Genomic DNA, 12,465 nt, shown 5'->3' on the forward strand with positions numbered 1-12,465 from the left:
CGATCCGGAGCTCTTCGGCGAAGGGCTGCTCCGCCTCGGGCATTCCTTGGAGGAGGCCGGCGATACGGTCCGGGCCGCGGAGCTTTATGCCGGTCTCATACGGGCTCGGGAGACGGCAGACCTTCCGGGTCTCCGGAGACGGGCGGAGGAGCGGCTGGAGCTTTTGTCCGGCCGCGGTTCCTTCGGCGCCCGATCCGAATGGATGCTGCGGCGTTTGGCGCAAGGCGCCGCCGATCCCGCGGCGATCGCCGCGATGGGCGCGGCCGGGGCCTTGTTTCGCGCGACGCGGTTCGTGACGCTGGCGCGGCTCTCCGCGACGCCGACGGCGAGCGTCTTGACTCGCGGCCTCGGAGCGCAGGCCCTCGCCGGGGCCGCCGGCTTCGCGGTAGAGGCGCCAGCCTTCACGCTGGCCTCGCGCCTGGCGGGGCGGGCCATGGGGCGGGAGCCGGAGCTTTGCCTCGGGGCCTTGGCGCGGGATACGGCCTCGGGATATTTGGTGTTGGGGGCTTTGAGATTCGCGGGGTGGATTTCGGGCGCGGCTTATTCCCGCTTCGCGGCGCCTGTAGGGGCCGTTCGCGAACGGCCCCTGCGGACTTTGTTTCAGCAAGGCGGCATGCTTTCCGGGATAATGCTCGGCCACGCCCTCGAGGTCGAGGCCGGTCTTCGCCCGGCCTCCGGCGCCGCGGCCACCCTGGCCGATTCCCTCGCGACCCTCTTGCAATTTAACGTCGCTGGCCGATTGAGCCGCCACGCCTTCGGGCCGCGCTTCGCCGCCTGGGAGCACGGTCTCGACCTGCGCGCGGACTCGCTGGGCCTTTCGCCTCCCGCTCCGATAGCTCCGCGGCCGCTTCCCTGGCTCGATGCTTGGGTCCCCCGTCCGTTGCTTGCCGCTGCGGGCCGGCCTTCCTCTTCCCCGACTCGGGAGGCCCCGGTCTATATGATGAGCGGCCCCGAGGGGCCGCGGGGGAGCGGAAAGGTTCCTTCGAGTCCTCCCGAGCTGCGCGAGAGCCTTCGGGAGGAGCTGCGCCGCCGGATCCTCGACCTGCGTCAGCGGGCGGCCTCCGCGGACCCGGAAAGCGCCCGGGCCCTGCGCTGGAACGAAGAGGCCGAGTGGCTGGAGCGCGCGCCGACCGCAGGCCTCTCCGAATTTTTTGGGAGCCTGCACCCCCTGCGATCCTTTTATTCCAGGAATATGAAGGTCTCGGGAATGGAGGGACTGCGTTGGTTGCAGGAGATGCAGGAACGCCTCTTCGCCGAAGTCCGTAGCCGCGACGCCTATGCGGAATACCTGCGCGCGGAGGCCCAGCCTCTCCCCGCCTTGGAGCTGCCCCGCGGCATGAGCGCGCCCTCCACGCTCCCGGAGTTGGCGGTGAGCGCCGGGGCCGTCTTGCGCCTCCCGGACCGGCGAGACGCCATGGAACAACCCCTGGCCTATGTTCGGCTGACGGACTTGGTGACCAATCAGGAAGTGGTCTCGGAGGGCAGGCTCGCGGAGTACCGCGGACAAGTCCGCGACCGCGTCGATTTCGCCAAGCCCGCGCAAGTGGGCTTCCACCCGCGGACGGGCCGCTGGTTCCTCTTGGACGGCCACCACCGGGCCCTCGCGGCGATGTTGGAGGGGAGGGTCTTCCTCCTCGCCACCCAAGCGAGGGCCTTCGGGCCGAGCGCGAACTTTCGCAGCCTGTCAGAGCTGCGCCGGGTCTCGCGGGAGGAATACGAGGCCGTGGCCGACCGCAACGAGCGCGGCGCCGGGATGTCCGAGTCGGCCATGTTGACCGGTTTCGAGAGTCTTGAGGGCCTAGCGGGCTCCGCGGGCAAGGAAGGTCCAAGCCGAGGTTCTTGGAGCGAGGTCCTGCGGCGCCTGTTCCACCGTCGTTAAAATCCCGTCAGGATCTCACCGTCGATCATCGCGAAGTCGACCCGCTTGGCGGCGAAGACCGAATCCAAAGGCGTTTCCGCCGCGCTCACCGCGATCAGGTCCGCCTTTTTTCCGGCCTCGAGCGAGCCGATCTCGGCCTCCAGCCTCAGGGCCTTCGCGCCGCCGAGCGTCGCCATGACGAAGATCTCGTCTCGGCCCAATTCCGGGAAATTCGCGCGAATCTTGCGCAGCACCTCGAACATCGAGAGGGTCTTCGCGCTGGCCAGGCTGTCCGTGCCGAGGGCGACGTTCAAGCCGGCCGCGCGGCAGGCCGCCATCGGGAAGGGGCGATGCCCGAAATATTGGTGGGAGAAGGGACAGTGCACCAGGCTGATCCCCCGCGAGGCGAGGAGACGGATCTCAGCGTCGCTGAGGTAATTGCCGTGCACCGCCAGGATGCGGGCGTCCAGCACGCCCGCGGCCTCGAGCTCGGCGATGGAACTCTCCGCCTCGCGGCGCAGCGGGCTGCCCCGTTCGGCGATGAAGTCGTGCAGCTCCCCGCATTTGTCCGCGAAGTAACGGCGCTCCGCCTCGCTCTCGGCCAGGTGAACGGAGTGGACTCGCGAGGGATCTTCCAGCAGGCGCTTAAGCACCTCCGGCGCCAACGCGTGGACCGAGTGCGGGCTGGGGACGATCTCGAGGCGCGAGGGCACGCGGCCCCACTGCTCGGCGAAGAGCTCGGCGGCCTGCGCCATGTCGGCGGCGACCTCGGGGACCACGCCCAGGACCTCGACGAAGGCCTTGCCCCGAAGCGGCGAGCGCAGCAGGGCCTCGGGGTTGGAGGCGACGCTCAAATGGTCGCCCACGCAGGTGGCCCCGCCGCGTAGCAGGCGCAGGACGCCTTCGTGCATTTCCTGGTCCTGACGCTGCGGCTCGAGGGCCTGCTTGGCCACCAAGACCGCCCGTATCCAGCCGACGAAGTCCCCCGGATACGGAAGCCCCTTCAAGGCCGTCAGCTCGAGGTGGGCGTGGGCGTCGACTAAGCCCGGCACGACGACGGCCTCGCCCAGGTCGAGGCTCTGTCTTTCTTTCTTGGCTTCCTCCGGCAGGCCGGCGCGCGGGCCCGCGTAGCGGATGCGGTCGCCCTGGATCCAGAGGGCGGCCTCGGCGACCGGCGCCCGGCCGGGGTTCAGGAGGTGTGAGGCGTAGAGAAGCATCGGTGCAGGAACGGTACTTTCACGCTTTGCCGGTTTTAGTGAAGGTAATTGTAAAAGGTGTCGCGCTGCCGCGGGACCTTGCCGCTCTCGGCCACCACGCGCCGCAGCTCGTCGACGCTGGTACGGTTGGGGACTCCGGTGGAGCGGACGACGTTTTCCTCCAGCAGGGTCGAGCCCATGTCGTTGCCGCCGAACTGCATCGCGATCTGGGCCACCTTGATGCCCTGGGTCAGCCAGGAGATCTGGATGTTTTGGAAGTTGTCCATGTAGAGGCGCGAGATCGCGAGGGTCTTGAGATACTCGTGGCCGCCCACCGACTCGCCGCCCATCGGCGAGTTGCCGGGGACATAGGTCCAGGGGATGAAGGCGAAGAAGCCGCCGGTGCGGTCCTGCAGGTCGCGGAGTTGGCGCAGGTGGGCGACGCGGTCCTCGACGGTCTCGACGTGGCCGAACATCATCGTCGCCGAGCCTTGGATGCCCAGCTCGTGCGCGGTCTCGCAGATCTTGAGCCAGGCCTCGCTGGTGCATTTTCCGGAGGAGATCTTTTGGCGGATCTTGTCGTTGAGGATCTCGGCGCCGCCGCCGGGGATGCTGTCGAGGCCCGCGGCCTTCAGGACGGAGAGCACTTCTTTATAGGAGAGCTTGCAGAGGTGGGCGACGTGGTGCAGCTCGGGCGGCGAGAAGGCGTGCACGGTGATCTGCGGGTACTTGGCTTTGATGTGGGCCACCAGGTTGACGTAGTAGTCGAGCTTGAAATCGGGGTGGTGGCCGCCCTGCATCAGGATCTGCGTCCCGCCGTTGGCGATCAATTCTTCGATCTTGGCATCGACCTCCTCGTGGCTCAGCTCCCAGCTGCCCTCCGCGCCCTTGTCGCGGCGGAAGGCGCAGAACTTGCATCGCAGCACGCAGACATTGGTGTAATTGAGGTTGCGGTCGATGACGTAACCGACGGTGTCGCCGTTTTTGGCCAGGTTGGCTTGGTTGGCGTAATGGCCCAGGGTGAGCAGGTCGCCGTGGCGGAACAGCGCGAGGGCGTCCTCGTCGTCGAGGCGCTCGCGCGCTTCGAGCTTATGCAACAAAGCGGAGGGAAGTGTCATAGTTTTGGTTCTCCAGCTCGACGACCCAGTCGAAGAACATCTTGAGGCCGACCAGCTCGGGGCCCTCGACGTCGTACTGGATGTTTTGGGTCAGATAGCTCAAGGCCTCGTCGGGGGGAATCAATTTTTGCCGGGCGGCGATGTCCTCGAGGGACTGCTTTCCCATCATCTTGGCGTTGTGCAGGTGGGTGAGCAGCTCCTGGGTGATGGGCACCCGGCTCATCCAGCAGGCGTAGACGAAGGGGAGGCCGGTCAGCTCTTGCCATTCGGCGCCGAGGTCGCTGGCGTTGCCGAAGTGGCTCTTCTCGAGGGCCTTGTCGCCGATCTGGAGGATGGTGTCGGCGTCTCGGGCCTCTTCGACGAAGTCGATCTCGGCCAGGTCGCGGTCGTACTTTTTAAGCAGCAGCAGCTTGAGCAGCCGGCGGCTGGTCTTGGAGTCGGTGTCCAGGTGGATGCGGGCGCAGTTGGCGAGGGTGACGCCCTTTTTGTCGTGGAAGGCCTTCACGCTGCGCACCTCGCCGTGGGAGACGATGCCGGTGCCGGGGATCAGGCGCAGGTCGGGGCATTCTAGATAAGAAATGACCGGCAGCAGGGCGACGTCGATCTCGCCGCGCAGCACCCGCTCGTGGAGGCGGGCCGGCCTGTCGAAGACGATCGGTGTTTGGGTCGCGGCCTCTAAACCTTCCAACAAAGGCAGCGCATTCAGATAGGGGACGCTTCCGAGGCTCGGCATGATGCGCCCCTTATGCCTGCCCCGCCCCCTTTCGTCAACCGTCTCCCGGGCGCTAGGAAATAAATTTGGCGAAGGAATATCGGGGCTTATCGGGGCGGTGGAAGGCCGTTCCGGGCGTGAATATAGGTTGACTTGATTTTGCGATCTTGCTTTAAACCGCCGGGCCGCTTTATCGTCAAACGCGGCGATCAAGCCACTCTTGGAGGTGTTTTCCATGTCCAATCCTGAAAATTATTCCGTCATCGTCAGTGCGGCGCGCACGCCCATCGGCAGCTTTTTGGGCTCTTTGGCCTCGGTACCGGCCCCCAAGCTCGGCGCCGTCGCCATCCAAGAGGCGGTGAAGCGCGCCGGGATCAAGGGCGAGCTGGTCGAAGAGGTGATCATGGGCAACGTCCTCACCGCGGCGGAAGGACAGGCCCCGGCCCGGCAGGCGGTGATTTTTTCGGGCCTCCCCAAGGAGACCGGGGCCCTGACCATCGGCAAGGTCTGCGGTTCGGGGCTGAAGGCCGTGATGCTCGCGGACCAAATGATCCGCGCGGGCGATCGCGACGTCGTGGTCGCCGGCGGCATGGAGAGCATGAGCCTGGCGCCTTACGCGCTGCCGAAGGCCCGCGAAGGCCTGCGCATGGGCAATGCGCAGGTGATCGACACCATGGTCAACGACGGGCTCTGGGACGTCTACAACCAGTTTCATATGGGCAGCGCCGCCGAGATGTGCGCGAAAGAGCACAAGGTCAGCCGCGAGGAGCAGGACGCCTTCGCCGCCGAAAGCTACCGCCGCGCCCTGGCCGCGGTGAAGGACGGCATCTTCAAGGACGAGATCGTCCCGGTGCCCGTGCCTCAGCGCAAGGGTGATCCCATTTTGGTCGACACCGACGAGGAGCCGGGGAAGGGCGACATCTCCAAATTGGGCAAGCTCAACCCCGCCTTCCATAAAGAGGGGACGGTCACCGCCGGCAACGCCAGCTCGATCAACGACGGCGCGGCCGCCCTGGTGGTGATGAGCGCCAAGAAGGCCAAAGAGCTGGGCCTGAAGCCGCTCGCCAAGATCGTCGCCCAAGACCAGGCCTCCATCGCCCCCGAGTGGTTTACGATGGCCCCGGCCGAGGCCATGCAGCGCGCCTTGAAGCGCGCCAACCTGACGGCCGCCGACATCGACCTTTGGGAGGTCAACGAGGCCTTCGCCGTGGTCGCGGTCGCCAACAACAAAAAGATCGGCATCCCGGCCGACAAGGTGAACGTGTGGGGCGGCGCGGTGGCCTTGGGCCACCCGATCGGCGCCAGCGGCGCGCGCATTTTGGTGACCCTGCTCTACGGCATGAAGCGGCGCAACGCGAAGCGCGGCCTGGCCAGCCTCTGCATCGGCGGCGGCGAGGGCGTGGCGCTGATCGTCGAGAGCCTTTAATCCTATTTTGAATTTTAATCGGCGTTCGGTTCCCGCTGGGGGCCGTTCGCGAACGGCCCCTACAAGAAGGAGATCCTAATGGCGGTGCAAAAAATCGGTGTCATCGGAGTTGGACAGATGGGCAGCGGGATCGTGCAGGTCGCGATCCTGGCCGGCTACGAGGTCTTAGCCTGCGACCAGTCGCCCCAGCACAACGAGAAGGCGGGCGCGACGGTGCAGAAGCAGCTTGCGAAGCTGGTCGAGAAGGGCAAGCTGAGCGAGGACGACAAGAACGCCGCCCTCAAGCGCCTGAGCTGGACCTGCAACCTCGCCGACTACGCCAAGGTCGACCTGATCATCGAGGCGATCACCGAGGACGTCCCCGCCAAGGAAAAGCTCTTCCGCGAGCTGGACGCTAAATGCGGTCCGCAGGCCATCCTGGCAACCAACACCAGCTCGATCTCGATCACGCGCCTCGCGGCCGTCACCAAGCGCCCCGAGAAGGTGATCGGCATGCACTTCTTCAACCCGGTGCCGGTGATGAAGCTGCTCGAGGTGATCCGCGCGGTGCAGACCGACGACGCGACCTATCAAGAGGTCTGCGCGGTCGGCGAGAAGCTGGGCAAGAAGGTCGTCACGGCCAAGGACTCCGCCGCCTTTATCGTCAACCGGACCCTGCTGCCCTTCCTCAACGAGGCCGTCTTCACCCTCTACGAGGGCGTCGGCAGCGCCGAGGACATCGATGCGGCGGTCAAGATGGGCCTCAATCACCCGATGGGACCGCTCGAGCTCTGCGACTTCGTCGGCTTGGACACGCTCTTGGCGGTCCTGGACGTCATGTATAAAGAGTTCGGCGACACCAAATACCGCGCCTGTCCGCTGCTGCGGAAGTACGTCGAGGCGGGTTGGTACGGGCGGAAGACCGGGCGCGGCTTCTACAAGTATTCATAAATCGTAGGGGCGAACCTTGTGTTCGCCCCGGCCGCGGGGAGGGCGAACACAAGGTTCGCCCCTACATTGGAAAGGCGATCTCGCATGGAATACAAGAATCTTCTCACCGAATCGAAGGACGGAATCTTCACCATCAAAGTGAATCGTCCCAAGGCCCTCAACGCTCTCAACGGGGAAGTGCTGCTCGATCTTCTGAACGTGATGCACGAGGTGAACCGCAACCCCGAGGCCAAGGTGGTCGTGATCACCGGCGAGGGCGAGAAGGCCTTCGTCGCCGGCGCCGACATCGCCGCGATGAAAGAGATGACCCCGCTGCAGGCGAAGGAATTCTGCGACCTGGGCCACCACGTCATGCGGATGATCGAGACCTGCCGTCGCCCGGTCATCGCCGCGGTCAACGGCTTCGCCCTGGGAGGAGGGCTCGAGCTGGCGCTGTCCTGCGATTTCATCTACGCCTCCGAAAACGCCAAGCTGGGCCTCCCCGAGGTCAATTTGGGCATCTTCCCCGGCTTTGGCGGTACTCAGCGCCTGGCTCGGCTGATCGGGAAGAATCGCGCGAAAGAGCTGATCTTCACCGCTCGGATGATCTCGGCCAAGGAGGCCTTCGAGATCGGCCTGGTCAACAAGGTCTGCGGCGCGACCGAAGTCTTGAAGGATGTCGAGGTCACCGCCAAAGAGATCATGTCCAAGGGACCCGTGGCGATCGAGCTCGCCAAGCGCGCGGTCAACGACGGCGCGGATCTCGATATCGGCAGCGGTCTGGCGGTGGAGCGGGCGGTGTTTCCGTTGGTCTTCGCCACCGAGGACCGCACGGAGGGCGTGACGGCCTTCTTGGACAAGCGCAAGGCTGAATTTAAAGGAAAGTAATGTAGGGGCGAACCTTGTGTTCGCCCCTTTGCACGGAGGAAGAGGGCGAACACAAGGTTCGCCCCTACGACAGATTATGGATTTTTCACTCAACGAAGAACACAAGATGATCCGCGACATGGCCCGCGCCTTCGCCCAAAAGGAAGTCGCGCCCACCGCGGCCGAGATGGACCAAAAGGGCGAGTTCCCCAGCCGCCACCTGCCGAAGATGGCCGAGCTGGGCCTGCTGGGCATGATGGTCCCGACCGAATGGGGCGGCTCCGGCCTCGACACCCTGGCCTACGTCCTGGCCCTGGAAGAGATCTCCGCGGCCTGTGCCTCGACCTCGGTCACCATGTCGGTCAACAACTCCCTGTACTGCGGGCCCATCCTGAAGTTCGGCACCGACGCGCAGAAAGAGAAGTACCTCAAGCCCTTCGCCTCCGGGCAGAAGCTGGGGGCCTACGCGCTCTCCGAGCCGGGGACCGGCTCCGACGCCGCCAACCAGCAGACCACCGCCGTGCAGAAGGGCGACAAGTGGATCCTGAACGGGCGCAAGAACTTCATCACCAACGGCCCGCACGCCGACGCGATGATCGTCTACGCGATGAACGACAAGGAGAAGCGCCACAAGGGTATCTCGGCCTTCATCGTCGAGAAAAACTTTCCGGGTTTCGCGGTCGGCAAGGTCGAGAAGAAGCTCGGCATCTGCGCCTCCTCGACTTCCGAGATCGTCCTCGACAACTGCGAGGTACCGGCGGCCAACCTGCTGGGGCAGGTGGGGCAAGGCTTCACGATCGCGATGAGCACGCTCGACAGCGGCCGCATCGGCATCGGGACGCAGGCCTTGGGGATAGCCCGGGCGGCCTACGAGGCGGCGCGCAAGTACTCCACCGAGCGCGAGGCCTTCGGCAAGAAGATCTACGAATTCGGCGCGATCGAGGGCTACCTGGCCGACATGGCGACCGACATCGACGCCTCGCGCCTGCTGGTGCACCGCGCGGCCTGGCTGAAGGATCAGGGCCAGCCCTTCGGCAAGGAGGCCTCGATGGCCAAGCTCTTCGCCTCCGAGACCGCGATGCGGGTGACCGACAAGGCGATCCAGATCCACGGCGGCTACGGCTACATCAAAGATTATCCCGTCGAGCGCCACTACCGCGACGCCAAGATCACCGAGATCTACGAGGGGACCAGTGAGATCCAGCGCCTCGTGATCTGTCGGCACGTTATTAAAGAAATCCAATAGCCGAGAATAGGGGCGGATTCGCCGGAATTCGGCTTGGCGCCGGATAGAGTTCTCTAGCTTCTATCTAATAATTAAGCTGGATGTAGGTCTTTTCCCCGCGCTCGTTGTAATAGTACATCCCGCCGCGCGGCCCCTGATAGATGAAGCGTCCGTCTTTCGTCTTTCCGACCATCTTGTCGTCGGGCGTGTCGATATACACCTTGTTTCCCGAATCGCTGAAGTAGTAACGGCCTCCGCGTTCGCCTTGGTAGAGGGTCTTGCCGTCCGGGTTGCGGCCGATGACCTTGTCGTCGCTGTGCGGCGGAGGAACTGCACGTCCGCCTTCGGGCTGGGACATTGGGGTGCAGGAGGCCAACAGGGCCAAGGTAAGAAGGGCGAAGAGGCGTGTTTTCATCGAGGGTCCTCGCTTCGCCGAGATTTCAAACGAATCGCAAGCAAAAGGCAAAGAAAAACGGCCTCAGGAATCCCTGAGGCCGCAAAATAACGAATATAATAGATCGACCGGTGCGGGGGGCGCGGGGGTATTCCGCGGAGGCTTTTCCGACTGTCTGAGCGTCCTTAAATCGTTACTCTCACAAGCAGTATTAAGGCGTTCTGCACGACCCTATAATAGACCGCGAGTTTCGGAAAAGCCGGAGGGGAATACCCCCGCGCCCCCCGCACCGGTCGCACCGAATTATTTCTTCGCGTACAAATTAAGCTTGAGCTCGAATTCGTCATAGATGAGCTTATCCCCGAGGCCTTGGAAGAACTTCCCCGAGCCGTAGCGGATGTTCCACAAGGTGCGATCCAGCTTCAAGGTGCCGGTGGCCTTGATCTTGTCGCCTTGGAAGCTCAGCTCGGCGGGAAAGGTGACGGGCTTAGTGATGCCCTTGATCGTCAGGTCGCCGGTGATCTCGGCCTTGCCTCCCCCCAAGTCCTTCACCGAGGTGATCTTGAAGACGCTCTCGGGGTGGCTGGCGGTGGAGAAGAAGTCGTCGGAGTTGAGGTGGTTGGTCAGCTTCTGGTTGGCGGCGGGATCGGTCAGGTCGAGGACCTTGATGCTCTTCATGTCGATCTTGAAGTCGCCGCCGGTGACCTTCTGGCCGTCGAGGGTGACTTGGCCGCCTTTGAGGGTGACGAGGCCGTTGTGCTGGCCGGTCACCTTCTTGCCGACCCATTCGATCTGGCTTTGTTGGACGTCGAGTTGGTAGGTCTCCGCGGCGGCGGCCAGGCCGGGGAGGCCGATCACGAGGGCAAGGGTGAGCAAAAGGCGTTTCATAGGTTCCTCCGAATTAGGGTGTGCACTGGGTACGCCGGGGACAAAGGGCTGGTTTTACCCGGCGGAATTTTCTCTTATATACCCCCCGGCCGGCAAAAGTGAAGCAGTTGACTTTGGACGGCGCGTGGGCTTGAAATGGGGTATGGCCCTCAAGACCCAGCGAAATCCCAGCCCCGCCCGCGAACCGCGCCGTTCCGCCGCCGAGCGCCCCGCGGGTTTCAGCACTCTCTCCGGCATTCCCCTGAAAGAGCGCTACGAGGCGGAAGACCTCAAGGAGTTCGATCCGGAAAAAAAGCTCGGGAAGCCCGGGGAGTTTCCCTATACGCGCGGCGTCTATCCCACGATGTACCGCGGGCGGCTCTGGACGATGCGGCAGTTCGCCGGCTTCGGCACCCCCGAGCAGACCAACCGCCGCTTTCACTACCTGATCGAGCATGGCCAGACTGGCCTGAGCACCGCCTTTCACTTTCCGACGCTGATGGGCTACGACTCCGATTCGCCGCGCGCGCGGGGCGAGGTGGGCGTCTGCGGCGTCGCGGTGGACACGCTGCGCGACATGGAGGTCCTCTTCGACGGCATCCCCCTCGACAAGGTGACGACCTCGATGACGATCAATCCCCCGGCCTCGGTCCTGCTCTGCATGTACATCGCGGTGGCTGAAAAGCAGGGCGTCCCGATGGAAAAGATCAGCGGGACCATTCAGAACGACATCCTGAAGGAATACATCGCGCAGAATTCCTACGTCTTCCCGCCCCAACCCTCGATGCGCTTGGTGGTCGACTCGATCGAGTACTGCACGAAGCACCTCCCCAAGTTTAACCCGATCAGCATCAGCGGCTACCACATCCGCGAGGCGGGCGCGACGGCGGTGCAGGAGCTGGCCTTCACCGTCGCCGACGGCATCGCCTACGTGCAGGCCTGCGTCGACCGCGGCCTGAACGTCGACGACTTCGCTCCGCGCCTGAGCTTCTTCTGGGACGTGCACAACGACTTCTTCGAGGAGATCGCCAAGATGCGCGCCGCGCGGCGCATGTGGGCCCACCTGATGCGGGACCGCTTCGGGGCCAAGAAGCCCGAGTCGATGCGGATGCGCTTCCATTGCCAGACCGCGGGGGTGAGCCTCACCGCACAACAGCCCTACAACAACGTGGTGCGCGTGGCCCTGCAGGCCCTGGCGGCCGTCCTGGGCGGGACCCAGTCGCTGCACACCAATTCCTTGGACGAGACCCTGGCCCTGCCCACCGACGAGGCGGTGCGCATCGCCCTGCGCACCCAGCAGATCATCGCCCATGAGAGCGGCGTCGCCAAGACGATCGACCCCTTGGGCGGCTCTTACTTCGTCGAGACGCTTACCGATACCCTTGAAGAAAAGGCTTACGATTACATCCGAAGGATCGACGAGGTCGGCGGCATGGTGCGCGCGATCGAGCTGGGCTTCCCGATCCAGGAGATCGCCGAGGCCTCCTTCCGCTACCAGCGCAAGGTGGAGAGCGGCGAGGAGAAGATCGTCGGTTTGAACGACTTCCTGTCCGAGGACGAAAAGCCGCTGGAGATATTGAAGATCGACGCCGCGGTCGAACGCACCCAGATCGAGAACCTGCGCAAGGTGAAGGCCTTGCGCGACGCCGCGAAGGTGCAGTCTTGTCTCGAGCGCATCCGTGCGGCGGCGCAGGGCCGTGAAAATCTGATGCCGCTGATCCTCGACGCGGTGAGAGTTTACGCCAGCGTGGGCGAGATCATGGGCACGCTGCGCGAGGTCTGGGGCGAGTACCACGACCCATGCATTTTGTAGGATTTTTTAAAAGCGCGTGACCCAGCCGAATTGCCCGCTGCCGCCCCAATTCCAATCTTTTTCGCGGTGCACCTGGCCCT

General features: G+C 64.4%; 10 protein-coding genes. 5 read left to right on the forward strand and 5 right to left on the reverse strand.

What is annotated here, in order from left to right; translation table 11 throughout:
• Window positions 1-1,875: 1,875 nt before the first annotated feature.
• Genes FBR05_12605 through FBR05_12615 form a run of 3 tightly spaced genes read right to left on the reverse strand, consistent with a single transcriptional unit; the run spans window position 1,876 to window position 5,121 of the window.
• Window positions 1,876-3,075 carry a hypothetical protein gene (locus FBR05_12605; GenBank protein MDL1873019.1) on the reverse strand — a complete coding sequence of 400 codons (1,200 nt, stop codon included), beginning with the start codon at window positions 3,073-3,075 and terminating at the stop codon, window positions 1,876-1,878.
• Between the two features lie 35 nt (window positions 3,076-3,110).
• Complete coding sequence (gene mqnC / locus FBR05_12610; protein ID MDL1873020.1) at window positions 3,111-4,172, reverse strand: dehypoxanthine futalosine cyclase; 1,062 nt, start codon at window positions 4,170-4,172, stop codon at window positions 3,111-3,113.
• Window positions 4,144-5,121 carry a hypothetical protein gene (locus FBR05_12615; protein ID MDL1873021.1) on the reverse strand — a complete coding sequence of 326 codons (978 nt, stop codon included), beginning with the start codon at window positions 5,119-5,121 and terminating at the stop codon, window positions 4,144-4,146. Before FBR05_12615 ends, mqnC begins: the two co-directional genes overlap by 29 nt.
• Between FBR05_12615 and FBR05_12620 the strand changes: the two genes are divergently transcribed.
• From FBR05_12620 to FBR05_12635, 4 genes are all read left to right on the forward strand, one after another.
• A complete protein-coding gene (locus FBR05_12620) occupies window positions 5,120-6,310 on the forward strand; it encodes an acetyl-CoA C-acetyltransferase (GenBank protein MDL1873022.1) in 1,191 nt (396 codons plus the stop codon). The genes FBR05_12615 and FBR05_12620 overlap by 2 nt on opposite strands.
• Window positions 6,311-6,388: 78 nt before the next feature.
• Window positions 6,389-7,240, forward strand: a complete 852-nt coding sequence (locus FBR05_12625; GenBank protein ID MDL1873023.1) for a 3-hydroxybutyryl-CoA dehydrogenase — start codon at window positions 6,389-6,391, stop codon at window positions 7,238-7,240.
• A gap of 84 nt (window positions 7,241-7,324) precedes the next feature.
• Window positions 7,325-8,107, forward strand: coding sequence for a hypothetical protein (locus tag FBR05_12630; GenBank protein MDL1873024.1), 783 nt, complete (start codon window positions 7,325-7,327; stop codon window positions 8,105-8,107).
• Window positions 8,108-8,183: 76 nt separating this feature from the next.
• Window positions 8,184-9,332 carry an acyl-CoA dehydrogenase gene (locus FBR05_12635; protein MDL1873025.1) on the forward strand — a complete coding sequence of 383 codons (1,149 nt, stop codon included), beginning with the start codon at window positions 8,184-8,186 and terminating at the stop codon, window positions 9,330-9,332.
• 64 nt (window positions 9,333-9,396) lie between these two features.
• On the opposite strand, the gene FBR05_12640 is transcribed toward FBR05_12635, so the two are convergent.
• Together FBR05_12640 and FBR05_12645 are read right to left on the reverse strand one after the other, a co-directional pair.
• On the reverse strand, window positions 9,397-9,726 hold the full coding sequence (locus FBR05_12640; protein ID MDL1873026.1) for a hypothetical protein: 330 nt from the start codon (window positions 9,724-9,726) through the stop codon (window positions 9,397-9,399).
• Between the two features lie 282 nt (window positions 9,727-10,008).
• Entirely contained in the window at window positions 10,009-10,593 is a 585-nt protein-coding gene (locus tag FBR05_12645; protein MDL1873027.1) for a YceI family protein, read from the reverse strand.
• A gap of 142 nt (window positions 10,594-10,735) precedes the next feature.
• On the opposite strand from FBR05_12645, the gene FBR05_12650 reads away from it, so the two are divergent.
• Window positions 10,736-12,385 (forward strand): methylmalonyl-CoA mutase, encoded by a 1,650-nt coding sequence (locus tag FBR05_12650; GenBank protein MDL1873028.1) that lies wholly within the window; start codon window positions 10,736-10,738, stop codon window positions 12,383-12,385.
• The last annotated feature ends 80 nt before the right edge of the window (window positions 12,386-12,465 follow it).

The organism is Deltaproteobacteria bacterium PRO3 (assembly GCA_030263375.1).
Classification (GTDB): Bacteria; UBA10199; UBA10199; order DSSB01; family DSSB01; genus DSSB01.

What these genes read in the sequence shown, in the direction of transcription:
- FBR05_12630 (MDL1873024.1), top strand. Translation starts at nt 7,325, where the DNA reads ATGGAATACAAGAATCTTCTCACCGAATCGAAGGACGGAATCTTCACC.
- FBR05_12635 (MDL1873025.1), top strand. Translation starts at nt 8,184, where the DNA reads ATGGATTTTTCACTCAACGAAGAACACAAGATGATCCGCGACATGGCC.
- FBR05_12625 (MDL1873023.1), top strand. Translation starts at nt 6,389, where the DNA reads ATGGCGGTGCAAAAAATCGGTGTCATCGGAGTTGGACAGATGGGCAGC.
- FBR05_12640 (MDL1873026.1), bottom strand. Translation starts at nt 9,726, where the DNA reads ATGAAAACACGCCTCTTCGCCCTTCTTACCTTGGCCCTGTTGGCCTCC.
- FBR05_12620 (MDL1873022.1), top strand. Translation starts at nt 5,120, where the DNA reads ATGTCCAATCCTGAAAATTATTCCGTCATCGTCAGTGCGGCGCGCACG.
- FBR05_12650 (MDL1873028.1), top strand. Translation starts at nt 10,736, where the DNA reads ATGGCCCTCAAGACCCAGCGAAATCCCAGCCCCGCCCGCGAACCGCGC.
- FBR05_12605 (MDL1873019.1), bottom strand. Translation starts at nt 3,075, where the DNA reads ATGCTTCTCTACGCCTCACACCTCCTGAACCCCGGCCGGGCGCCGGTC.
- FBR05_12615 (MDL1873021.1), bottom strand. Translation starts at nt 5,121, where the DNA reads ATGGAAAACACCTCCAAGAGTGGCTTGATCGCCGCGTTTGACGATAAA.
- FBR05_12645 (MDL1873027.1), bottom strand. Translation starts at nt 10,593, where the DNA reads ATGAAACGCCTTTTGCTCACCCTTGCCCTCGTGATCGGCCTCCCCGGC.
- mqnC (MDL1873020.1), bottom strand. Translation starts at nt 4,172, where the DNA reads ATGACACTTCCCTCCGCTTTGTTGCATAAGCTCGAAGCGCGCGAGCGC.